Source organism: Arthrobacter sp. B1I2 (assembly GCF_030816485.1).
Classification (GTDB): domain Bacteria; phylum Actinomycetota; class Actinomycetes; order Actinomycetales; family Micrococcaceae; genus Arthrobacter.
In genome coordinates, this window is record NZ_JAUSYC010000001.1 from 1,880,253 (window position 1) to 1,902,973 (window position 22,721).

At 65.5% G+C, this 22,721-nt stretch carries 24 protein-coding genes; 19 read left to right on the plus strand and 5 right to left on the minus strand.

Going from position 1 to position 22,721, the window contains the following annotated elements; genetic code table 11:
• The first annotated feature begins 81 nt into the window (after positions 1 to 81).
• Positions 82 to 795 carry a rhamnogalacturonan acetylesterase gene (locus QFZ57_RS08710; protein WP_306899545.1) on the plus strand — a complete coding sequence of 238 codons (714 nt, stop codon included), beginning with the start codon at positions 82 to 84 and terminating at the stop codon, positions 793 to 795.
• Positions 796 to 1,467, plus strand: a complete 672-nt coding sequence (locus QFZ57_RS08715; RefSeq protein WP_306899547.1) for a DUF1961 family protein — start codon at positions 796 to 798, stop codon at positions 1,465 to 1,467.
• A gap of 57 nt (positions 1,468 to 1,524) precedes the next feature.
• Here QFZ57_RS08715 and QFZ57_RS08720 read toward each other — a convergent pair whose 3' ends face one another.
• Positions 1,525 to 2,091: an ABC transporter substrate-binding protein gene (locus tag QFZ57_RS08720; RefSeq protein ID WP_306899549.1), complete on the minus strand. Its 567-nt coding sequence runs from the start codon at positions 2,089 to 2,091 to the stop codon at positions 1,525 to 1,527.
• 311 nt (positions 2,092 to 2,402) lie between these two features.
• Here QFZ57_RS08720 and QFZ57_RS08725 point away from each other — a divergent pair, with 311 nt between their 5' ends.
• Entirely contained in the window at positions 2,403 to 2,780 is a 378-nt protein-coding gene (locus QFZ57_RS08725) for a DUF7793 family protein (RefSeq protein WP_306630040.1), read from the plus strand.
• Positions 2,781 to 2,792: 12 nt separating this feature from the next.
• On the opposite strand, the gene QFZ57_RS08730 is transcribed toward QFZ57_RS08725, so the two are convergent.
• Positions 2,793 to 3,812 (minus strand): LacI family DNA-binding transcriptional regulator, encoded by a 1,020-nt coding sequence (locus tag QFZ57_RS08730; RefSeq protein WP_306899552.1) that lies wholly within the window; start codon positions 3,810 to 3,812, stop codon positions 2,793 to 2,795.
• Between the two features lie 152 nt (positions 3,813 to 3,964).
• On the opposite strand from QFZ57_RS08730, the gene QFZ57_RS08735 reads away from it, so the two are divergent.
• The 9 genes from QFZ57_RS08735 (at position 3,965) to QFZ57_RS08775 (ending at position 13,681) form a co-directional block, all read left to right on the plus strand.
• The gene (locus QFZ57_RS08735) at positions 3,965 to 4,309 is read left to right on the plus strand and encodes an L-rhamnose mutarotase (RefSeq protein WP_306630042.1); all 345 of its coding nucleotides are present in this window, start codon (positions 3,965 to 3,967) and stop codon (positions 4,307 to 4,309) included.
• A 122-nt stretch (positions 4,310 to 4,431) separates the two neighbouring features.
• Positions 4,432 to 5,598 carry an L-rhamnose isomerase gene (rhaI, locus tag QFZ57_RS08740; protein ID WP_306899555.1) on the plus strand — a complete coding sequence of 389 codons (1,167 nt, stop codon included), beginning with the start codon at positions 4,432 to 4,434 and terminating at the stop codon, positions 5,596 to 5,598.
• 6 nt (positions 5,599 to 5,604) lie between these two features.
• The gene (locus QFZ57_RS08745) at positions 5,605 to 7,695 is read left to right on the plus strand and encodes a bifunctional aldolase/short-chain dehydrogenase (protein ID WP_306899557.1); all 2,091 of its coding nucleotides are present in this window, start codon (positions 5,605 to 5,607) and stop codon (positions 7,693 to 7,695) included.
• Positions 7,692 to 9,176 (plus strand): rhamnulokinase, encoded by a 1,485-nt coding sequence (locus QFZ57_RS08750; RefSeq protein ID WP_306899559.1) that lies wholly within the window; start codon positions 7,692 to 7,694, stop codon positions 9,174 to 9,176. Before QFZ57_RS08745 ends, QFZ57_RS08750 begins: the two co-directional genes overlap by 4 nt.
• Before the next feature lie 137 nt (positions 9,177 to 9,313).
• Positions 9,314 to 10,333, plus strand: coding sequence for an acetylxylan esterase (locus QFZ57_RS08755; RefSeq protein ID WP_306899562.1), 1,020 nt, complete (start codon positions 9,314 to 9,316; stop codon positions 10,331 to 10,333).
• 48 nt (positions 10,334 to 10,381) lie between these two features.
• Positions 10,382 to 11,707 (plus strand): glycoside-pentoside-hexuronide (GPH):cation symporter, encoded by a 1,326-nt coding sequence (locus QFZ57_RS08760; RefSeq protein WP_306899563.1) that lies wholly within the window; start codon positions 10,382 to 10,384, stop codon positions 11,705 to 11,707.
• Between the two features lie 234 nt (positions 11,708 to 11,941).
• Entirely contained in the window at positions 11,942 to 13,063 is a 1,122-nt protein-coding gene (locus QFZ57_RS08765; protein WP_306630048.1) for a 3-deoxy-7-phosphoheptulonate synthase, read from the plus strand.
• 155 nt (positions 13,064 to 13,218) lie between these two features.
• Positions 13,219 to 13,431 carry a helix-turn-helix domain-containing protein gene (locus QFZ57_RS08770; protein ID WP_043452394.1) on the plus strand — a complete coding sequence of 71 codons (213 nt, stop codon included), beginning with the start codon at positions 13,219 to 13,221 and terminating at the stop codon, positions 13,429 to 13,431.
• A gap of 151 nt (positions 13,432 to 13,582) precedes the next feature.
• Positions 13,583 to 13,681 (plus strand): 30S ribosomal protein bS22, encoded by a 99-nt coding sequence (locus QFZ57_RS08775; protein WP_003792170.1) that lies wholly within the window; start codon positions 13,583 to 13,585, stop codon positions 13,679 to 13,681.
• Positions 13,682 to 13,753: 72 nt separating this feature from the next.
• On the opposite strand, the gene QFZ57_RS08780 is transcribed toward QFZ57_RS08775, so the two are convergent.
• A complete protein-coding gene (locus tag QFZ57_RS08780) occupies positions 13,754 to 14,572 on the minus strand; it encodes an HAD family hydrolase (protein ID WP_306630049.1) in 819 nt (272 codons plus the stop codon).
• A gap of 78 nt (positions 14,573 to 14,650) precedes the next feature.
• On the opposite strand from QFZ57_RS08780, the gene QFZ57_RS08785 reads away from it, so the two are divergent.
• Positions 14,651 to 14,905, plus strand: coding sequence for a glutaredoxin family protein (locus QFZ57_RS08785; protein ID WP_306630050.1), 255 nt, complete (start codon positions 14,651 to 14,653; stop codon positions 14,903 to 14,905).
• 121 nt (positions 14,906 to 15,026) lie between these two features.
• Positions 15,027 to 15,731 carry a redox-sensing transcriptional repressor Rex gene (locus QFZ57_RS08790; RefSeq protein ID WP_306630051.1) on the plus strand — a complete coding sequence of 235 codons (705 nt, stop codon included), beginning with the start codon at positions 15,027 to 15,029 and terminating at the stop codon, positions 15,729 to 15,731.
• 104 nt (positions 15,732 to 15,835) lie between these two features.
• On the opposite strand, the gene QFZ57_RS08795 is transcribed toward QFZ57_RS08790, so the two are convergent.
• Entirely contained in the window at positions 15,836 to 16,657 is an 822-nt protein-coding gene (locus tag QFZ57_RS08795; protein ID WP_306899566.1) for a Yip1 family protein, read from the minus strand.
• A 229-nt stretch (positions 16,658 to 16,886) separates the two neighbouring features.
• On the minus strand, positions 16,887 to 17,435 hold the full coding sequence (locus tag QFZ57_RS08800) for a YceI family protein (RefSeq protein WP_306630053.1): 549 nt from the start codon (positions 17,433 to 17,435) through the stop codon (positions 16,887 to 16,889).
• A gap of 215 nt (positions 17,436 to 17,650) precedes the next feature.
• Between QFZ57_RS08800 and QFZ57_RS08805 the strand changes: the two genes are divergently transcribed.
• Genes QFZ57_RS08805 through ccsB form a run of 5 tightly spaced genes read left to right on the plus strand, consistent with a single transcriptional unit; the run spans position 17,651 to position 22,558 of the window.
• Complete coding sequence (locus QFZ57_RS08805) at positions 17,651 to 18,331, plus strand: histidine phosphatase family protein (RefSeq protein ID WP_306899569.1); 681 nt, start codon at positions 17,651 to 17,653, stop codon at positions 18,329 to 18,331.
• 35 nt (positions 18,332 to 18,366) lie between these two features.
• A complete protein-coding gene (locus QFZ57_RS08810; protein ID WP_306632466.1) occupies positions 18,367 to 18,945 on the plus strand; it encodes a TlpA family protein disulfide reductase in 579 nt (192 codons plus the stop codon).
• Between the two features lie 15 nt (positions 18,946 to 18,960).
• The gene (locus QFZ57_RS08815) at positions 18,961 to 19,716 is read left to right on the plus strand and encodes a cytochrome c biogenesis CcdA family protein (RefSeq protein ID WP_306630055.1); all 756 of its coding nucleotides are present in this window, start codon (positions 18,961 to 18,963) and stop codon (positions 19,714 to 19,716) included.
• Entirely contained in the window at positions 19,716 to 21,470 is a 1,755-nt protein-coding gene (gene resB, locus QFZ57_RS08820) for a cytochrome c biogenesis protein ResB (RefSeq protein WP_306899572.1), read from the plus strand. The genes QFZ57_RS08815 and resB overlap by 1 nt, the downstream gene beginning before the upstream one ends.
• Entirely contained in the window at positions 21,470 to 22,558 is a 1,089-nt protein-coding gene (gene ccsB / locus QFZ57_RS08825; protein ID WP_306630057.1) for a c-type cytochrome biogenesis protein CcsB, read from the plus strand. Before resB ends, ccsB begins: the two co-directional genes overlap by 1 nt.
• Positions 22,559 to 22,721: the final 163 nt, after the last annotated feature.

Sequence of the window (22,721 nt, forward strand, 5' to 3'; positions counted from 1 at the left end):
TGCTCCATCACTTGTGGCTGCTAAAACCGGGTTTTAGGGACCATAAGTGATAGGGCAACCACCAACCAGAGGAAGGACACCATGAAAATTCTGCTGGCCGGAGATTCCACCGTGGCCAACTGCCCCACTCAGGAGTACCCCATGAGCGGCTGGGGAGCGCACCTCGCCCCGCTCACTTACGGATGGGCTGCGGTGCACAACTTCGCCAAGGGCGGTGCGAGTACGGAATCCTTCCGTGACGAGGGATTGTGGGCGGACCTGCTCGCAGAGGCGGGACCGGGCGACCTGTTGCTGATCCAGTTCGGCCACAACGACCAGAAGAAGCAGCACCTCGCCGCCCGTACCGGGTATGCGGCCAACCTGCGCACCATGGTGGGGGAGGTGCGGGCCGAGGGCGCGCTGCCGGTGCTGTGCACCCCGGTGGAGCGGCGGCACTTCGTGGACGGCAGGCACCCAAACCACGGGCCGTCGTCGGACGCTGTCCTTGAAGGCAGCCTGGAGGACTATCCGGAGGTGGTCCGGGAACTCGGCCTGGAGCTGGCGGTCCCGGTGGTGGACCTGAACGCCTGGACCAGGCACCTGTACCTCCGGCTGGGCAGGGACGGATCCCGGGAGCTCTTTTGCCATTTTGCCCCGGGAGAGCACGCACACTGGCCGGACGGCCTGGCAGACAGTACGCATTTCTCGCAGCGCGGGGCCGCTTTGGTGGCGGGGGAGGTGGCCACGCAACTTCGCGCACCGGGGTACGGCGGGTCCACCATCAAAGAGCTAAGTACGACGGCGGTGCGCGGCTAAGTGGGGACAGCAGGCTCGGAGGCGGGCATCCTCTACAGCAACGCACTGGCAGGACCGGACGACGTTGCCGGATGGGTGGCTGAAGGACCGCTGAGGCTGGGAAGCCACCAAGGAACCCTGGAGCTGTCCGGCTCGCTGGACGACGCCGAGTTCGGCGACCACGCGCACTGGACATTCTGGTGCCCCGAGGAATTCCCGGACGGCATCCGCATCAGCTGGGACTTCCTGCCGCTCGCGGAGCCCGGCCTGGCCATGCTGTTCTTTGCGGCCACAGGGCAGCGCGGGCTGGATCTCTTCAGCCCGGCCCTGGCGCCCCGGACGGGCTACTATCCGCAGTACCACTCGGGCGACATCGACGCCCTGCACGTCTCGTATTTCCGGCACAAGCACCAATCCGAGCGCGCCTTCCGCACCTGCAACCTGCGCAAGAGCGCGGGCTTCGAGCTGGTGGCGCAGGGCGCGGACCCGTTGCCGCTCACGGCGGACGCCGCCGGCTTCTATCGGCTGGAAGTGGTGAAGGACGGGCCGGAGGTGGCGTTCTCCATCAACGGGCTGCTCCTCTTTGAGTGGCGGGATCCCTCGGCCAGGGTGCTTGGCGGCGGCCGGATAGGCTTCCGCCAGATGGCCCCGCTCCGGGCTGCCTACCGCAACCTGGTGGTGGAGAAGCTTTAGGGGCAACGGAAGGCGGGCGGCCCCGAAGGACCGCCCGCCTGTTGTAATACCCGGGAGCTAAAGTCCCAGGAGGCGGTTGAGCAGGTTGGCCAGGCCGCTTAGGCCATTGCCGCCGTCCAGGAGCCCGGTGACGGCGCAGAGGAGATTGCCCACCAGGTTGCCCGCTCCCGTCTGGGAGGTGATGTCCAGGACCACCTGGTTCAGGTCGACCTTAAGCCCCAGAACATCCAGGTGCAGCGGCCCGAGGACCAGGTTCAAGATGTCGCAGCTGCCGCCGGAAGCCAGCGCGGCGGCGGTGGAGGGAGCGGCGGCGGCGGTGGTGGTCAACGTCTGGCTGACCGGAGTGGCCACGCCGGCGACGCTGGTGAATGTTCCTTCAACCAGCCCGGTGACCTTCAGCTGGCCGTTCTCGGTGCTGAAGCCCGAGGGCGTGAACGAGCCGACGAAGGTGCCCACGCCCTCGATGGTCTGGTTGATTGTTCCCGTCACGTTGGCAACCTGTGACGGCTGGGAGGCGGCAGAAGGAGCCGCGGGTGCCGCTGCCGTCGCCGGGCCTGCCATGCCGAAGAGCATGGCGCCGGAGAGGGCAATGGCGGTGACTGAAGCTGAGACCTTTGTTCGCATTTTCGGTAAATCCTTTCAGCGCCGGGTTGCGGCGCAACGAACCCCCCGAGGCTCCGCCCCCATGGAGAACCCCGGCGGAACTGTTTATTTCAAATGCAGTTCATTCCTGATGCAGCCCTGTCGGGGCCGCGACACGTGGCGTTGGACTCGTGATCCAGGCCACGTGCACGTCGACCAACCTAATAGTAAGTATGCTGATGAGTCAAGCGGGTCCAGAGTTGTAATTGGGGCGCAGGAGAGCCATGTGTCCCCGGGTCATCCGTACTGGGGCAAGATAGAGGTTCAGGATTGCCTACTGGAGGGAGGCGGGTATGGAGCCCGTCACGGTTGACGGCGGCAAAGGCAGCGTGGAATTACGCGCCGACGGCGTTATCCATCTCATTTGGGAACCCAAGGTCCGGATAGAAATTGAAGATGCGCAGGCTGCTATGGCCACAGTGAACCGGATAGCAGGGGACGGCAACTACCCGATGCTGGTTGACATGGCCACCACCGAGAATGTCAGCCGGGAGGCCCGCGGGGTGTTCTCCATCCCGTGTGCAGCCAACCGGATCGCCCTGCTTGGTGCAAGCCCCGTGGACCGGATCATTGCCAACTTCTTCCTGGGCGTCCATGTCCCGCCCTGCCCCACCCGCTTCTTCACCTCCCGGACCGAGTCCATGAGGTGGCTGCAGCAGGCCACGAATTAGTCCTTAGCTGAGTCAGCCGGCAGGTGTGGCCGTGCTCTGCCGGATGACCAGCTCAGGCGTGAACACCACTGACCGGTGCACGGGGTTCTGGGACTCCACTTCTTCGGACAACAGCTCGATGGCTGTCCTGCCCAGCAGTTCGGTGGGCTGGCGGATGGAGGACAGCGGCACCACGGCCGAGACGGCAAAGTCGATGTCGTCATAGCCGATCAATGCCACGTCCTCCGGGATGCGGAACGTGTGGGTCATGGTGAGTGACTGCATGACGCCAAGGGCCAGGAGGTCATTGGCGCAGAAGATTCCGTCCGGCAGCTCCGCCCGGCCCCGCTCCACCAGCATGTCACCCACGCTGCGGCCCGCCAGGACCGTCTGCCCCTCCGCATCCAGCACTTCAAGGGTGGCATCCGGCTCCTCCTTTACGGCGCGCCGGGCGCCTTGGAGGCGGTCCGCCACCTGCCGGATGGACGTGGGGCCACCAACAAAGGCCAGCCGACGGCGCCCGGTGTCCAGCAGGTGCCGTGCAGCGAGGTACCCCCCGGCGTCGTCGTCCACTGCGACCGAACTGAACTTGGATTCGTCAGCCAGCCGGTCCACCAGCACCGTGGGCACTCCGCGCTCGCGGAGGAGGTCCAGCCGGTCTGCGATATCCCCCACCGGCGAGATCAGCAGGCCCTGGACGCGCTGCTCCTGGAAGAGGTCGATGTAGTTCGCCTCCCGGCTGGCATCATGGCCGCTGTCGCCCAGCAGGACCGCGCTGCCCTGCAGTGCCGCGGCGTCCTCGGCTGCGCGGACCACTGAGGTGAAGAAGGGGTTGCCCACGTCAAGGACAATCAGGCCGATGGTGCGGCTGTGGCCTACGCGGAGCTGCCGGGCGGCATCGTTGCGGATAAAGCCCAGTTCATCAATGGCGCGCAGGACCCGCTCCTTTGTCCGCTCGGACACCCGGTCCGGGTAGTTCAGGACGTTGGATACCGTCCCCACGGCCACGCTTGCGTGGTTGGCCACGTCCTTGATACTGGCTGTGCGGTTCATCGATTCTCCGTGCTGATATGCCCGGCGGCCGTTCGTTCCGCGCGGGAGATCAAAAGTTTCTGTCATTGCTTGACACCTGCTCAAATCCAAGAGTACTTTGAATCGTACCAATGAAACGATTCAAAACTTTTGCAGTTTGAAGAGGAGTCCCAATGAGGGTGTGCTTCCGTTCTTCCGTCCAGCCGGCACTGATCGACGAGTACCGGCGCCGCCATGCGGCGGTGTGGCCGGAGATGCTGCGGGCCCTTAAGGAAGCGGGCTGGAACAACTATTCATTGTTCCTGGGTGAGGACGGGCTCCTGGTGGGTTACGTGGAGTGCGACGACTTTGACGCCGTCCGTGCCCGCATGGCCCTGACGGAGGTCAACGCCCGCTGGCAGGCGGAGATGGCAACCCTCTTTGAAGATTCAGGCCAGGCACCCGACGAAGGGTTCCAGGTCCTCGAGGAAGTCTTCAACCTGGACGGCCAGTTGGCGGCGCAGCCTTCCGCCAGCTGACCGGCAGGACCGAAACAGCCCGCCACGTAAATGGCAGGCATGACCAGTAGCTCGACGGCTCCAGCAGCGGGGCATTAACCACAACGCATCAGACAGACGCTCAAACACCGGGAAGAACCATCATGAATGACGTAGCAACGGCGCTGGGCAGGCTCGAGGAGCTTGCCATCGAGGTCCCTTCGTGGGCCTATGGAAATTCAGGCACGCGGTTCAAGGTGTTCGGCACACCCGGCACGCCGCGGACCGTGCATGAGAAGCTGGCGGACGCGGCCAAGGTCCACGAGTTGACCGGCCTGGCACCCACCGTGGCCCTGCATATCCCGTGGGACAAAGTGGATGACTATGCTGCCCTCAAGGAGTACGCGGCCGGCCTGGGCGTAGGCCTGGGCACCATCAACTCCAACACCTTCCAGGATGACGAGTACAAGTTCGGCTCCCTGACCTCCTCCAACGAGACCGTGCGCCGGCGTGCCATCGACCACCACCTGGAATGCATCGACATCATGCACGCCACCGGTTCCAAGGACCTGAAGATCTGGCTGGCGGACGGCACCAACTACCCCGGCCAGGACGATATCCGTGGCCGCCAGGACCGCCTGGCCGAATCCCTGCGGGAGATCTACGCCGCCCTGGGGGATGAGCAGCGGCTGGTGCTCGAGTACAAGTTCTTCGAGCCGGCTTTTTACCACACCGATGTTCCGGACTGGGGCACCTCCTACGCCCAGACCCTGGCCCTTGGTGAAAAGGCGTTTGTCTGCCTGGACACCGGGCACCACGCCCCGGGCACCAACATCGAGTTCATCGTGATGCAGTTGCTGCGCCTGGGCAAGCTGGGCTCCTTCGACTTCAACTCCCGCTTCTACGCCGACGACGACCTGATCGTGGGTGCCGCGGACCCGTTCCAGCTCTTCCGCATCATGCACGAGGTCATTCGTGGCGGCGGCTTTGGCAAGGATTCCGGCGTTGCCCTGATGCTGGACCAGTGCCACAACCTGGAGGAAAAGATCCCGGGCCAGATCCGCTCCGTCCTGAACGTCCAGGAAATGACCGCCCGGGCCCTGCTGGTGGACACCGCTGCCCTGGCCGAGGCACAGCGTGCCGGTGACGTCCTCGAAGCGAATGGCATTTTCAACGATGCGTTCTACACCGACGTCCGGCCCGTACTGGCCGAGTGGCGTGAATCCCGCGGGCTGCCCGCGGACCCGCTGGCCGCCTTCAAGGCCAGCGGTTACCAGAAGAAGATCAACGAGGACCGCGTGGGCGGCCAGCAAGCCGGATGGGGCGCCTGAATAGCCATGAGTAACAAGACTGTTGAAGACCTGATTGCCCGTTCCAACCGCCTGGGCGCGGACAAGCGGAACACCAACTTCGCCGGCGGCAACACCTCCGCCAAGGGCACCGAAAAGGACCCCGTCACGGGCGAGGACGTCCAGCTGCTCTGGGTAAAGGGCTCCGGTGGAGACCTTGGCACGTTGAAGGCGGAAAACCTCGCCGTGCTGCGCCTGGACCGGCTGAACGCCCTGAAGAACGTCTACCCCGGCGTCGAGCGTGAAGACGAGATGGTGGCCGCGTTCGATTACTGCCTGCACGGCAAGGGTGGCGCAGCCCCGTCAATTGACACCGCCATGCACGGCCTGGTGGACGCCGCGCACGTGGATCACCTGCATCCGGACTCCGGCATCGCCATTGCCACCGCTGTGGACGGCGAAGCGCTGACCACCAAGATCTTCGGCAACAAGGTGGTGTGGGTGCCTTGGCGCCGCCCCGGCTTCCAGCTGGGCCTGGACATCGCCGCGATCAAGGAGGCCAACCCGCAGGCCATCGGCACCATCCTGGGCGGCCACGGCATCACCGCCTGGGGCGCCACCAGCGAGGAAGCCGAGCAGAACTCGCTGTGGATCATCGAGCAGGCCGAGAAGTACCTCAAGGACAACGGCAAGGCCGAACCCTTCGGACCCAAGATCCCCGGCTACGCAGCCCTGCCGGAGGCAGAACGCCGCGCAAAGGCCGCAGCCCTGGCACCCGTGATCCGCGGCCTGGCGTCCACGGACAAGCCGCAGCTGGGGCACTTCAGCGATGACGCCGTCGTCCTGGAATTCCTCGAAGCCGCCGAGCACCCGCGCCTGGGCGCCCTGGGCACCTCCTGCCCGGACCACTTCCTGCGCACCAAGGTCAAGCCGCTGATCCTGGACCTCCCCGCGGACGCGTCGATTGAGGACTCGATCGCCCGGCTGCACGAGCTGCACGCTGACTACCGCGAGGACTACCAGGCCTATTACAGCCGTCATGCGGTCCCCAGCCGCTCCCTAACCTCGCAAGCTCGGCCAGGGGACCCTGCGGCCGTGGGCCCAGCCAGCCCCGCCATGCGCGGCGCGGACCCGGCCATCGTGCTGGTCCCCGGCGTGGGCATGTTCTCCTTTGGAGCCAACAAGCAGACCGCCCGGGTTGCCGGCGAGTTCTACATCAATGCCATCAACGTGATGCGCGGCGCCGAGGCGATCTCCACCTACGCGCCCATCGAGGAATCCGAGAAGTTTCGCATCGAGTACTGGGCGCTGGAGGAAGCCAAGCTGGCCCGCATGCCCAAGCCCAAGTCCCACGCCACCCGCATCGCCTTGGTGACCGGCGCGGCATCGGGCATCGGCAAGGCCATCGCCACCCGCCTCGCCGCGGAAGGCGCCTGCGTGGTCATCGCCGACCTGAACCTGGAGAACGCCCAGAAGGTAGCCGACGAGCTCGGCGGCGCGGACATTGCCATCGGCGTGCAAGCGGACGTCACGGACGAAGCCCAGGTGGCCGCCGCGATCGACGCCGCTGTCCTGGCGTTCGGCGGCGTGGACCTGGTGGTCAACAACGCCGGCCTGTCCATCTCCAAGCCGCTGCTGGAAACCACCGAGAAGGACTGGGACCTGCAGCACAACGTCATGGCCAAGGGCTCGTTCCTGGTGGCCAAGGCCGCTGCGAAGGTGATGATCGCGCAGGGCCTGGGCGGAGACATCATCTACATCTCCTCCAAGAACTCCGTGTTCGCCGGCCCCAACAACATCGCCTACTCCGCCACCAAGGCAGACCAGGCCCACCAGGTCCGCCTGCTCGCCGCCGAACTGGGCGAGTACGGCATCCGCGTCAACGGCATCAACCCCGACGGCGTGGTCCGCGGCTCCGGCATCTTCGCCGGTGGCTGGGGCGCCAAGCGCGCCGCGGTGTACGGCGTGGACGAGGAGAAACTGGGCGAGTACTACGCCCAGCGCACCCTGCTCAAGCGCGAAGTCCTGCCTGAGCACGTGGCCAACGCCGCCGCCGTCCTCACCAGCAACGAACTGTCCCACACCACCGGCCTGCACATCCCCGTGGACGCCGGAGTGGCTGCAGCCTTCCTGCGGTGAGCACCACAAAATCCGGGGTCGACGGCGCTGATCCCGCCTCCAGCGTTTTTGCCGCCGTCGACATCGGGGCCTCGTCCGGGCGCGTGATGCTGGGCCGTGTTTCCACTGCGGGGGTATCGCTGGAGACCGTCCACCGTTTCCCCAACGGTGTGATGGAGCTCGACGGCGGCCTCCGCTGGGACTTCGACGCCGTCTACGCGGAGGTACTGGACGGCCTTCGGGCCGCGGCCAGGGTGGCAGCCGTGCAGGGCGCAACGGTCGCCAGCATCGGCATCGACACCTGGGCCGTGGACTACGGGTTGGTCAACAGGGCCGGTGAGCTGGTGACGCAGCCGTTCAGCTACCGCGACGACCGCAGCAGGGCCGCCGTCGCGCCCGTCCACGCCACGCTGGACCCGGGACGCCTTTACCAGACCACGGGGCTGCAGTTCCTCCAGTTCAACACCATCTACCAACTCGCCACCGAGAAGAACCTGGACGGGCTGCAGGCGCTGCTCATCCCGGACCTCATCGCGTTCCTGCTTACCGGGGTGCGACGGACCGAGGCCACCAACGCCTCCACTACTGGCCTTTTCGATGCGGTGGCGGGGGAGTGGGCGACGGAGTTCTTTGCGGCACTGGGGCTGCGGAAGGACCTGTTCCCGCCGCTGATCCAGCCCGGGGAAGCCTTCGGAAACCTCCTGCCGGAGATTGCCGATGCCGTGGGTTTGCCGGGTGACACCAAGGTGGTGGCGGTGGGCTCGCATGACACTGCATCCGCCGTCGTGGCTGTTCCTGCCCGGGATGATGCTTTTGCCTACATTTCCTCCGGCACGTGGTCCCTGGTGGGGCTGGAACTGAAGCATCCTGTCCTGACTGAAGCCAGCCGAGAGGCGAACTTCACCAACGAGCGCGGCGTGGACGGCACCATCCGTTACCTGCGCAATGTGGGCGGACTATGGCTTTTGAGCGAGTGCCAGCGGACCTGGGCCAGTGAGGGCTTCCGGCCGGACCTGGCGGCGCTGCTCTCGGCCGCCGCGGCGTTGCCTGCCGGCGGTCCGCAGATCAATGCCGACGATTCATACTTCATTGCCCCGGACGATATGCCGGAGCGCATCCGCTCTGCGGTCCGCCGAACCGGTGACGTCCTGCCTAATGATCCCGCAGCCATCACCCGTTGCATCATGGACAGCCTCGCCTCCGCGTATGCCAAGACCATCACGGCGGCAGAACGCCTCGCCGGCCGTCCGGTTGAGGTGGTGCACGTGGTGGGCGGCGGCTCGCAGAACACCCTGCTCTGCCAGCTCACCGCCAACGCCACCGGGCGGGCGGTCATCGCCGGTCCCGTCGAAGCCACCGCCCTGGGCAACGTGCTCATCCAGGCGCGTGCCGCCGGAGCTGCCGCCGGAGGGCTGCCGCACCTGCGCGAACTCATCGCCGCCGGAGCGGACCTCCGCCGCTACGAACCACTGGACCTGACCCTGAACGCTTCAAAGAATTGAACCCTTGAAAATCGCCCTTTTCGCCGCCTGCATCGTGGAGGGCGTGCACGGGCCCAGGCGCCTGGATGTCATCATCGTGCGATAGAAATAGAGGAACCGCACTACCCGCCGAACAACCGAATTCAGGACGGACAACGATGCCCCTCTTCGACCTGCCACTGGCCCAGCTGCGCAGCTACACCTCCGACGTCACGCCGCCGGATGACCTGGGCGCGTTCTGGGATGCCACCTTGGAGGCGGCGCGCGGCTTCCCGCTTAAGGCGTCCTTCGAGCCGGTGGAGAACTACCTGGCGGTGATCGACACCTTCGACGTCACGTTCGCGGGCTATGGCGGAGCGCCGGTCAAGGGCTGGCTGCACCTTCCCGCCAACCGGGAAGCAGGCGCCCGGCTGCCGGTCGTGGTGAACTACATCGGCTATTCCGGCGGCCGGGGCCTGGTCAACCAGGACACCCGCTGGGCGCAGGCCGGGTACGCGCACTTCATCATGGACACCCGCGGCCAGGGGTACGGCGGCACGCTGGGGGATACCGCGGATCCGCACCCCTCCGCCGGGGATGTGGCGCACGCGGGCCTGATGACCCGGGGCATCGCGAGCAGGGAGGACTATTACTACCGCAGGGTCTACGTGGATGCGTTCCGCGCGGTGGAGGCCGCCCAGGCGCACCCCGCCGTCGACCCGTCCAAGGTAGTGCTGGCCGGTGTCAGCCAGGGCGGCGGGCTGGTGGTGGCCACGGCAGGGCTTACCGCGGGGCGGCTCGACGGCGTCATCGCCGCGCTGCCCGACGTCCCCTTCCTCCAGGACTTCCCCCGCGCCATCGACATCACCCCGCGCGGCCCCTACCCCGAAATCGCGCAGTTCCTGGCGCGCCACCGGGACCGCTACGAATCCTCGCTGGAAGTCCTGAGCTACTTCGACGGCGTCAACCTGGCCCGCTGGGCCACCGCGCCGGCACTGTACTCCGCGGCGCAGATGGATGACATTTGCCCGCCGTCCACTGTGTTCGCCAGCTTCAATGCCTATGGCTCGGGGACGTCCGCTGCATCCGCCACTGGAGCGGACAAGGAGATCGAGGTGTACCGGTTCAACAACCATGAAGGTGGCCAGGAGCACCACTGGATCCGGCAGTTGGTGTTTCTGCGCAAGATTCTGGGGTAAGTTTCTCCCGGGGTGAGAAAGCGGTTTCTTTCCCTTGGGCAGGGAGAAATGAAGCGACTGAACAGGGCCGCGGTTGTGGGCTACGGCGCCGGCGACGCAGCCAACAGCATGATCATCAGTACAGCCAACATGTTCCTGCTGGTCTACTACACGGATGTGGCCGGGATAGGCGCGGCTGCTGCCGGCACGCTCCTGGTGGTGGCGCGGGTGTTCAACGCCTTCACTGACATTGCTGCAGGCCGGATCGTGGACCGTTTCCACAGCCCTCGATGGGGCAAGTTCCGGCCCTTCCTGGTCTTCGGCTTTGTTCCACTGGTCTTGGGTGTTGCGGTGTTCCACGTGCCGGACGTCGAACCATCCCTGAAACTCCTGTATGCCTACTGCACCTACGGCCTGGTCTGCCTTGCCTACAGCCTGGTCAACGTACCCTACGGCTGCCTGGTGGGCGCCATGACCCAGGACCCCCGCGAGCGGGCCAGGCTGGCCGGCGCGCGGACCATCGGCGGGCTGTCCGTGGGGGCAACGCTTGGGTTCTTCGTGGCACCGCTCCTGGGCAGGGGCGGGGATATCCAGCAGATCTTCACCGTGATGACGCTGGCCTTCGCTGTCGTCGGCTCCGGGCTCTACGTGTTCACCGGTATTGCGTGCCGGGAACAGGTGGCCGGCAGCATTCCCACGATCACCTGGCGCCAGAGCCTGGACGCGCTCAAGGTGAACTCACCCCTGGTGGTCCTGTGCCTCAGTTCCGTGCTGTTGGTGACGGGCAACTCCGCCACCGTGGCCGCCCAGTTCTACTACCTGCGCGATGTCATGTTCCGCCTGGATCTCTTTCCCCTGCTTTCGGTGACGCAGGTGGTGATCACCCTGACGCTTGCCGTCGTGATGCCCCGCCCGGTGGCCAGGTGGGGCAAGAAGGCCGTGTTCACGCTGGGCTGCCTGCTCGGCGGGGCAGGCGGGATGGTGGTTTTCCTGGCGCCGGAGGGAGCACCCTGGCTGGCGGTGGCCGGCATGGCCTTGGCGCAGTTATCAGCTGCGACGGTCAGCATCCTCACCTGGGCGCTGATCGCGGACACTGTGGAATACGGCGAATGGAAGACCGGGGTCAGGGTCCAGGGCATCAACTACGCGCTCCTGGCCGCAACACGGAAATTGGGTATGGGCTTCGGCGGCGGACTGGTTGCCTTCGCCCTGGCATGGGGTGGATATTCCTCGTCCCTCCAGGAGCAGGGCGCGCCAGCGGTCACGGCCATCCGGGCCGCCGCCGGGCTGCTTCCCGCCGTCCTGGTGCTGGCAGCGGTCGGCGTCATGTACTGGTACCGCCTCACTGACCAGAAGCACGCAGAGCTGGTGGCAGGCCTCCAGGACCGGCGGTAACCGAAATGTGACGGACGGAGATTTGCTGATCCGCAGGGGCGGGCTTATGGTCTTTCCCATGACTAACCGTTGGTATGCGTATTTTTCGTTGGCTCTGGAGGGGCCCGCGTCTAACTGACACGCATCCAGCATTCCTTCAGAGCCAACAGGGCAGAGATAATTCTCTGCCCTTCGCCGTTTCTCCGGCGGGTTCTGATTGTGGGCCCGCTTCCCATCTGGAACAGGACCCCGAATATGAGCACCGCAACAGCAGCCGCCCCCGCCGGCGACACCAAGTCCACCTCGAACCTGCGCGTCAGCGAATTCACTGCGCTGCCCACGCCTTCGGAACTCCTCGCCGAACTGCCCCTGGACGCCCGGGCGGCTGCCGTCGTCGAACGCGGACGCGACGAAGTGCGCGCCATCATGGACGGCGTGGATGACCGCCTGCTGGTCATCGTGGGTCCCTGCTCCATCCACGACCCCAAGGCCGGGCTCGAATACGCCCGCCGGCTGGTGAGCCAGGCCGAGAAGCACAACGAAGACCTGCTGGTCGTCATGCGGACCTACTTCGAAAAGCCGCGCACGACGGTCGGCTGGAAGGGCCTGATCAATGACCCCCGGCTGGACGGCAGCCACGACATGGTCACCGGTCTCCGCACCGCCAGGCAGTTCCTGCAGCAGGTCACCGCGCTGGGCCTGCCCACCGCCACTGAATTCCTGGAGCCGATCAGCCCCCAGTACATGGCGGACCTGATCTCGTGGGGTGCCATCGGTGCCCGCACCACCGAGAGCCAGATCCACCGCCAGCTCGCCTCCGGCCTTTCCATGCCCATCGGCTTCAAGAACGGGACCGACGGCGGCCTGCAGGTGGCCATCGACGCATGCGGTGCCGCCGCGGCGGCCCAGGCTTTCCTGGGGATCGACGGCGACGGCCGGGCTGCGCTGGTGGCCACGGCAGGAAACCCGGACACCCACGTGATCCTGCGCGGCGGCCGCAAGGGGCCCAACTACTCAGCGGCCGACGTTGAACGCGCCTCCAGTGAACTGGCGGGCAAGGGGCTGAACCCGCGCCTGATCGTGGACGCAAGCCATGCCAACAGCGGCAAGAGCCACCACCGGCAGGCCGAGGTGGCTTTGGAGATCGGTGCCCAGCTGGAGGACGGCGGCGCCGCGGCGCGGGCGGTCGCCGGGGTGATGCTGGAAAGCTTTTTGGTGGGCGGCGCGCAGAACCTGGACGTCGCGGAGCATGCGGCCGGACGCTCGGAGCTGGTCTACGGCCAGAGCGTCACGGATGCCTGCATGGACTGGGACGTTTCCGCGTCCGTCCTCGGGCAGCTGGCGGCATCGGCGCGGAAGCGGCGGCAGTCCAAATAGGGGAGTGAAATAGGGGAAGCACTACTTTCACATCTGCCACAGGAACATCTAGAGTATCTGTTTAGGTGGTTGGTGGATGGCTCAGCATCGTAACACCGCATTGGCACGTACCTGGGGTCACTGTTGTCCATCCGTCAGCAAAGGAAAATAGGGAAATGTCGGCAGAACAGAACTTCTCCAACGCGAAGTTCCTGACCGTGGCTGAAGTAGCCGAGGTCATGCGCGTCTCCAAAATGACCGTTTACCGGCTGGTCCACTCCGGCGAAATGCCGGCGGTGCGCTTCGGCCGCTCCTACCGGGTCCCCGAAAACGCCGTCGAACAGTACCTCAAAGGCGCTGTCGTGGACGGGCACACCGAGACCGCCTGAGGCGGCCTGTCCTGAGCCGCTCCCGATAAGCGGTACCCTGTTAAGGAACGTTTTACGTCATTGTAAGAATCTGTCAGTTGTTCAGTTCGTAGCTCTGTCCACGGACATTCTCCATCAGACAGGTACTGCATCTAGTTTGTAAGGAACTTTCGTGGGTTCAGTTATTAAGAAGCGTCGCAAGCGTATGGCCAAGAAGAAGCACCGCAAGCTGCTTCGCAAGACTCGTCACCAGCGCCGCAACAAGAAGTAGAGATACTTCGGACAGCGTGGAAATGCCCGTCGCCTTTCAAGGCGGCGGGCATTTCGTTTGTGACAGGGAGGGCTATGCCCGCGGCCCGCGGATGCGGGCGAAGCCCTTCCAGAGGCCGTAGATGGCGCCGCCGAAAGTGGCCGCCTTGAGGCCAAAGGTGGCGGCACGCCGGCCGGCGCGGAAATCATAGACCGGCCAGTTGCGGTCCCGGGCGTGGCGGCGCAGCTTGGCGTCCGGGTTGATGGCCACCGGGTGACCCACCAGCGAAAGCAGCGGGACGTCGTTGTAGGAGTCGCTGTAGGCCCAGCAGCGCTTCAGGTCCAGGCCCTCATCGTCGGCTATGGCCTGGACGGCCACCGCCTTGGCCGAACCGTGCAGGATGTCGCCCACCAGCCGGCCGGTGTACATACCCTCGGAGACCTCGCCGACTGTCCCCAGGGCTCCTGTCAGTCCCAACCGGGTGGAGATCACGGTGGCCACTTCGATGGGGGTGGCCGTCACCAGCCAGACGCGCCGGCCCACCCGCAGATGCTGTTCGGCCAGTGCCTTGGCGCCGGGCCAGATCCGCGAAGCAATCATTTCGTCGTAGACTTCTTCGCCCAGCGCTTTGATGTCGTCAACGGTGATCCCGGCAGCCAGGGTCAGGGCGGAGTCGCGGACGGCATGAACGTCGTCGATGTTTTCTCCGCGGGCAACGAACTTGAACTGTTTCCAGGCGAACCCGGCGGCCTGCGGCAGGGTGAACGCCCCACGCTGGTACATCTTCCGGGCCACATGGAAGAGGCTGGCCCCACGCATCAAGGTATTGTCCACGTCGAAAAACGCCGCCTCGCCGGGCTGCGGCGCAGCAACCGGCCGCGTGACGACGGCGACGTATTTCTCCTCGGGCATGGACCCGAGTCTAGTCAATCCACTGGCCTGCCGCCGTTGGCGTCCCCTCCAAGCCGCGAACGGCGATACCGTTAAGTCATGGCTACACCCCGCGTCGTCCTGGTCACCAAAGCTGACTGCCACCTTTGTGAGGAGGCGCGCGACGCCGTCGGCCGGGTCACTGCCTCGTTGGGCCTTACCTGGAGCGAAGAGTTGGTGGACAACCAGCCCGACCTGCGGGAGCGCTATGCCGAGGAGATTCCGGTAGTTCTGGTGGACGGGGTGCAGCGCGACTTCTGGAAAATCGATGAGGTCCGGCTGGAACGCGTGCTGCAGCGCGCCATGGCCCAGTAGGGGAGTGGCGGCAGTGGCAGCAGATGCCTTGGATGCGCGGGTTGTTGATGGCCCGCGGTTTTGAAGGCATGAGCGGCAGGGACCTAGAGTGGAGTCACAACGCGACGCAAGGGAGGTGCGGGTGACATCCCTGGGTTCCACGCCCCAGTCTGTCCCGGACCTTCCGGATGCCACGGGCGCACTGTCCAAGCAGATACCTCCGGCTGCCGTGGCCCGGCTGACGATCTACCTCCGTGCGCTGAATACCCTGCTCGCCGAGGGTGTGGAGCGCGTCTCCTCCGAATCCCTGGCTGAAGCCTCCGGCGTCAGTTCCTCAACCCTGCGCAAGGACCTGTCCCATGTGGGGTCCTACGGAACCAGGGGCGTGGGTTATGACGTGCAGTACCTCAGCCGCCACATTGCTGCTGCCCTCGGGCTGACGCACGACTGGAAAGTGGCGATTGTCGGCGCCGGCAACCTGGGCAAGGCGCTGGCCCGCTACGGGGGCTTCGAATCCCGCGGGTTCGACGTCGTGGCCATCTTCGATGCCGACCAGATGGTGGTGGGCAACGAGGTGGGATGGCTGCGCGTCAGCGACGTTGCGGACCTTGAAACCGTCCTGCACCGCACCGGGGCCAACATGGTGGTGCTGGCGCTTCCCGCGGCGGTGGCGCAGGACGTTTGCGACCGGGTGGTGGCGGCAGGGGTGCACAGCGTCCTGAGCTTCGCGCCGGTGATGCTGCAGGTTCCTGAAGGGGTCAATCTCCGCAAGGTGGACATGGCCACCGAACTCCAGATCCTGGCCTACCATGCCCAGCGGGCGCAGGCACCCGGGCAGACGGCCTAGAAACGCTGCGACCGGGCCAGGACTTCGCCAGGTTCCGGCTTAAAGCAGGCGGCCCGGGATGCATGTCGCATCCCGGGCCGCCTGGCTGTCGGCGGGCGTGCTGGTTACCGTCCGTACGGGTTGCCGAAGCCGCCTGAAGAAGGGTTGCCGAAGGGCTGCTGCTTCCGGAAGTACGGGGCAGCTGCCGGCAGGTAGAGCAGCACGATGGCCGCGATCCCCAGGACGGTCCCGAGCGTTCCGATGCTGGGAACCCCGAACAGGCCGAATATGGACAGTGCTGCAAACACCGTTCCTAGGATGCGTGCCCAGTTCTTCCCCTTGCGGATGAAGAAGGCCACCAGCAGGTAGAGCGCGGCCCCGATGATGGCGAAGACCACCAGCGTGCCGGCGATGACGCTCTTGATGTCGTCATAGGTGACGCCCGACGCCCCGCTGGCCTGCACCTGCTGTTCAAAGGCCTGGCGGAACTCAGGATTATCCAGCTGGGTGAGCCCGGTGAGCATGCCGATGACGAAAATCACGGCGGATGCGATCAACAGCCAGAACGAGATATTAACCAGCTGCGGAATTCCGTTGCTGCCGGCTGCCTGCGGCTGCTCCGAGGGGTACTGGCCATACGGGGACTGGCCGAACGGGGGTGGGTTCTGGCCGTAGCCCGGAGCCTGGGGCGCGTTCTGCCCATACGGTGAGCCATACTGCGGGGCATTCTGGCCGTACTGCGGAGCTGCCGGCGGCTGGGACCCATACTGGGGCTGGTTCTGGCCGTACTGGGGCGCGTTCTGGCCGTACTGCGGTGCATTCTGGCCGTACTGGGGCGCGTTCTGGCCATAGCGGGGCTGCTGGCTGCCGGACTGGTCATTTCCGGGCTGGTCATTGTTGGAGTGCGGGTCTTGGGGCGCGGGAGGCGGGACTGGAGGAGTACTCATGGGCGTTCCTTCTGCAGGTGGGGATCCGGGTAGGCTGCCGGGAATCGGTCCTCAGCCTTCCCCCCAGCATGGCTTAAGTCCACCGTACCCCCGGCAGGCTGCGTTGTGGGTGATTCGCAAGGTATCCGCGCAGGTGGACTGCGGGTTAAGCAGGCGGACTGCGGTTAAACAGGGGACCCCGGCCCCAAGCCGGAGGCCTGGTGCCGGGGTGTGCCCTGAACGGGTGGAATTATGCTGCGGGAGCGATGAACGCAAGCTCAAGGTTGATGGCAACCTTGTCGCTCACCAGCACGCCGCCGGCTTCGAGGACCGCGTTCCAGGTCAGGCCGAAGTCCTTGCGGCTGATGGTGGTCTCGGCGGAGACGCCGGCGCGGGTGTTGCCGAACGGGTCAACGGCCACACCGTTGAACTCGGTGTCCAGGGTCACCGGGCGGGTGACGCCCTTGATGGTCAGGTCGCCGGTGAGTTCGTAGCTGTTGCCCTTGGCCACCAAACCGTTGGACACGAAGGAGATCTCGGGGAACTTCTCCACATCGAAGAAGTCTTCGCCCTTGACGTGGCCGTCGCGGTTGGCGTCGCCGGAGTCGAAGCTGGCGGTCTTGATGGTGGCGTTGATCTTGGAGTCGGCCACATCCTGGGCCAGGTCCAGGGTGGCGTCGGCGTCGGTGAACTGGCCGCGGACTTTGCTGATGCCTGCGTGCCGGACTGTGAAGCCGATTTCGCTGTGGGAGTTGTCCAGGGTCCAGGTGCCGGTGGTGACGTCTGCGGGAAGTGCCATGATGTTGCTCCTTGTATGGATATGCCTGCGGTGCTCTTGCGGTTGAACCTTCATCTATTGAAAGCTCAACCAACTTGCTGCATCCAGTATAAACATGCATTTGCATGTTTTGTTCCCGGCTCCGGAACATTTCTTCAAAAACTTCAGTTCTACTGTTTGTAGAAGCACGTGTGGAAGATTTCGGATCGCACGCCATCTTTGAGAAACTGGTAAACATGCCCCAAGCCACTGTCCATCTGCTCCGCCACGGCGAGGTCCATAATCCCGACGGCGTTCTCTATGGGCGGCTTCCCGAATTCCACCTCTCCGAACTGGGGCAGGAGATGGCCCGGACGCTCGCCGAGCACTTCCGGCAGCGCGCCGAACGCGGCGCCCGCATCACTTACCTGGCCGCCTCCCCGCTTGACCGTGCGCAGGAAACCGCGCGGCCGACGTCGGAAGCTCTGCATCTGGAGATCCACACCGACGAGCGGATCATCGAAGCGGAAAACTACTTTGAGGGCATGAAGGTCACCAAGGCCGAGCTCCGCAGGCCCAGGCACTGGCCGCACCTGGTCAATCCGCTGCGCCCGTCCTGGGGCGAACCGTACAAGGAGCAGGCAGCGCGGGTGGCGGCTGCCGCGCAGGATGCGCGGCTGCGGGCCATCGAACTGGCTGCCGGCGATTTTGGTGCCAACGGCCCCGAGGCCATCCTGGTAAGCCACCAGCTGCCTATCTGGGCCACCCGGCTGAGCGCCGAGGGCAGGCCCCTGTGGCACGACCCGCGCAAGCGCGAGTGCACCCTGACATCCGTTACGTCCCTGGTGTTCGACGACGACGGCTCGCTTGTGCGGGTCGAGTACAGCGAACCCGCGGCGGCCCTTCTTCCCGGTGCCGCCAGCACCCCTGGAGCCTAGCAGTGAGCAACAACAACCTTCCCTCACGCCGCAGCATGCTCGCTGCCGGCGGCATGGCCCTGACCGCGCTGACACTGGGCCTGTCCGGTTGTGCCCAGGAGGACGCGCTGGCCAAGCAGGCCAAGGCAGGGGACAACAAGAATTACGTTGCCGGCGACGGCTCCGTGACCGAGTTCGCCGCCGGGGACCGCAAGGAAGCCGTGCAGATCCAGGGTGCGCTGTTCAACGGTGCCGCAGTTACCCCGGCCGATTTCCAGGGTAAGGTAAGCGTCCTGAACTTCTGGTTCGCCGCCTGCGCCCCGTGCCGGGTGGAAGCACCGCTCCTCGAAGAGCTGCACCAGGAGTTCAAGGACCAGGGCGTTCAGTTCTTCGGCGTCAACCTCCGGGACGAGAAGCCCACGGCGGAGGCTTTCGAGAAGACCTTCAACCTGACCTACCCGAGCTTTGACGACAAGGACGGCGGCGTCCTGCTGTCCGTGTCCGGCCTGGTACCGCCCGGCGCCGTTCCCACCACCCTGGTCCTGGACAAACAGGGGCGGGTGGCCTCGCGCGTCCTCGGCGAGATCGAGAAGGGCACCCTGAAAGCCCTCATCACCGCCGCCGTGGCCGAGTAGGACGGGGCCGGGACAGTGAACAGCCCCTTCGCGGAAGCCATCCTCAGCGGCTCCCTCCTGCTGGCCATTCCGGTGGCATTGCTCGCCGGACTGGTTTCCTTCCTTTCTCCCTGCGTCCTTCCCTTGGTTCCCGGCTACCTGGGCTACGTCACGGGCCTGAGCGGCGTGGACCTGGAAAAGCAAAAACGCGGCCGGATGCTGGCCGGGATCGGGCTGTTCGTCCTGGGCTTTTCCGTGATCTTTGTCCTGCTGGGCGGCGCGTTCGGCCAGCTGGGCACGCTCATCACCGGCAGCCAGAACGCCTGGATCACCCAGCTCCTGGGGGTGCTGGTGATCATCATGGGCATCGTCTTCATGGGCGGCTTCAGCTGGCTGCAGCGGGACGCGAAAATCCATGCCAAACCGCCGGCCGGGCTCTGGGGTGCGCCGTTGCTGGGCCTGACCTTCGGGCTGGGCTGGGCGCCGTGCATCGGCCCCACCTATTCGGCCGTGCAGCTGTTGAGCCTTTCCGGCGGATCCTCAGCCGCCAAGGGCGCCTTCCTGGCGTTCGTCTACAGCCTGGGACTGGGCATTCCGTTCCTGCTGATCGCGCTGGCCCTGCGCCGGGGGATGGGCGTGATGGCGTTCTTCCGCAGGCACCGCCTGGCCATCCAGCGCACCGGTGGCGGAATCCTGGTGGTGCTGGGGCTGCTGATGGCCACGGGTGTGTGGGGAGCCTGGGTGACCGGCCTGCAGTACTGGTTCCAAACCGACGTGAAGTTGCCGATCTGATGAGCGAGCGTGTGAACGTAAAGAAGAAGCAATCCGCCCCTCTTGCAGAGGCAAAAGCCCAGGCCGCTGTTCCCGCACTGGGCCCCAGGGGCATGCTGCGGTGGGGCTGGACCCAGTTGACCAGCATGCGCACCGCGCTGTTCCTGCTGCTGCTCCTCGCCGTGGCTGCCGTCCCCGGATCCCTGTTCCCGCAGCGCCCGGCCAACCCGGCCGTGGTGACCCAGTACATCAAGGACCACCCGGACTACGGCAAGCTGCTGGACTCGCTGCAGCTTTATGACGTCTACTCCTCAGCGTGGTTCTCGGCCATCTACCTCCTGCTGTTCATCTCGCTGATCGGCTGCGTGGTGCCCCGCGCCATCGCCCATTACAAAGCCGTGCGCTCCCAGCCGCCGCGTACGCCGCAGCGCCTGTCCCGGCTGCCGGAATACGGCACCCTGGAGATCCCTTCCGCTGCCGGCGTCCCGGCGTCGGACGCCATCAACGGTGCGGCGGGGCTGCTCAGGAAGCGCGGCTACCGGGTGGACGTCAGGGATGCCGACGGCGCCCTGCCGTCCCTGGGTGCCGAACGCGGCTTCCTGAAGGAAGTGGGCAACCTCGTCTTCCATACCTCGCTGATCGGCGTTCTGGTGTCCGTGGCCGCCGGCGGCCTGTTCGGGTACAGCGGCCAGCGGATCCTGGTGGAAGGCGATACGTTCGTGAACACCCTGGTGGGCTATGACCAGTTCAACCCGGGCACCAACTTCCAGTCCAGTCAGCTGCAGCCGTACTCGCTCCAGCTGGACAAGTTCAACATCACGTTCGACCGCGAGTCCAAGGGCAAGTTCGGCCAGCCCATCGACTTTGCCGCCACCGTGACCACCAAGGAAAACCCGGACGCTCCGCCCAGGCAGGAGATCCTCAAGGTCAACGACCCCGTGAGCCTGGGCGGCACCAGCATCTACCTCACCGGCAACGGCTACGCGCCGGTGGTGACCATCCGGGACGGCGCCGGCAACGTGGCCATGCAGGGCCCCGTGGTGGCCAAGCTGCAGGGCGAGAACTACTACTCCTCCGTGGTGATCAAGGTCCCGGACGCCCAGCCCGACCAGTTGGGCTTCGTGGGCTTCTTCCTCCCCACCGCGTTCGTTACGGACAAGAACGTCTCGTTCAGCGCCGACCCGGAGCTGTTCAACCCCCAGCTGACCCTGAACTCCTACTACGGGGACCTGGGCCTGAACACCGGTGCCCCGCAGAATGTCTTCGAACTGGACGTCAAGAACCTCACGCCGCTCAATGCACGGAACCTGGCCGCGGGCGGCATAACGCTTGCCCCGGGCTCCACCTACACATTGCCGGATGGCAAGGGAACCATCAGCTTCGACGGCGTGAAGCGCTACATCGGCGTGGACATCCACCACAACCCGGGCCAGGGGTACGCCCTGGTCTTCGCCTTGCTGGCCGTGGCCGGCCTGATCCTCTCGCTCTACGTCAACCGCCGGCGCGTCTGGGTACGGACGGGCACCGCTGATGACGGCCGCACCATGGTGGAATACGGGCTCCTGGCCCGCGGTGAGGACCACCGCCTGGCCGGCGAGGCAGCTGCGCTCCGGAAACTGTTCTCCACGGAGTGGCAGCTGGCCGAAGACCGTGTTCCGGACTCCACCCCGGATGACCCTGCCGGGTCCCAGCAAACTCCCAGCCGACCGGGCGATAATATAGCAGGCTCCGTCACCACCCCAGCAGGCCCCACCGGGCCCAAAAAGGACCAGTAATGCCATTTGGAATCAATGAAACCATGGGCCAGTACAGCGAACTCTTCATGCTGCTGGCGGCGGGTACCTACACCGTGGCCTTCATCGCCTTCGCCTGGGACCTGGCCAAGAGCAGCAAGGCGCTGCGCGCAGTGGACCTCAAGGCCGCACAGGCCGGGGCTTCCGCCAAGGTCCCCGTTGCCGCCGGGGTTGCCTCCGTTTCTGCCGAGACCCGCCTGGACGGGCCGGCCGGCCGGGCCGAGCGCCCGTCGTCGTCCGCTGCCAAGGCTGCCGGTGCAGGCTCCAACGGAGTGGTGACGGCCGACGGCGACATGAAGTACGCCGCGGAGCGCCGGGTTCCGGCGCGGGTGGCCGTAGCGCTGACCACCCTGGCCGTCGTCATCCATGGCGCGGGCGTGGTCACCAGGGCTTTGGGCGCAGGCCGGGTGCCGTGGGGCAACATGTACGAATTCCTCACCACCGGCGCGTTCCTGGTGGCGGCCGTATTCCTGCTCTCGCTGATCCGGCGCGACCTCCGCTTCCTGGGTACCTTTGTAGTGGGCCTGGTGATCATCATGCTGGTGGCCGCATCGGTGGCGTTCTGGACGCCCGTGGGGCACCTGGTTCCCGCCCTCCAGAGCTACTGGCTGGTCATCCACGTTTCCATCGCGGTGCTGTCCTCGGCCCTGTTCACCCTGACCTTCGCGATGTCCGCCCTGCAGCTGGTGCAGTCCCACCGGCAGAAGACCGTGGCTGCCGGCGGCGCCGACAAGCTCGGTTTCATGCGCCTGGTGCCGTCCGCGCTGAGCCTTGAGAACCTGTCCTACCGCATCAACGCAATCGCCTTCATCGGCTGGACCTTCACCCTGATGTTCGGTGCCATCTGGGCCGAAAAGGCCTGGGGCCGGTTCTGGGGCTGGGACACCAAAGAGGTGTGGACTTTTGTTATCTGGGTTGTCTACGCCGGATACCTGCACGCACGCGCCACCCGGGGCTGGACCGGAACACGCGCTGCCTGGTTGTCGATCGTGGGCTACCTCTGCGTGATCTTCAACTTCACCATCGTGAACCAGTTCTTCAACGGACTGCACTCCTACTCCGGCCTCTAAGCCGAAGCCTCCCGGGCCCAGGACCGGTGACTAAACCCAAATGGGGCAAGTGCCCGATAAATAGCCAATCGATGTAGCAAACAGGGGTGTTCCCCGGTCCTTCGGAAATGCTACGTTGGTGATGTTCTCTGTGATGAAGCTTGCAGGTGAACCGCCAGCCCTC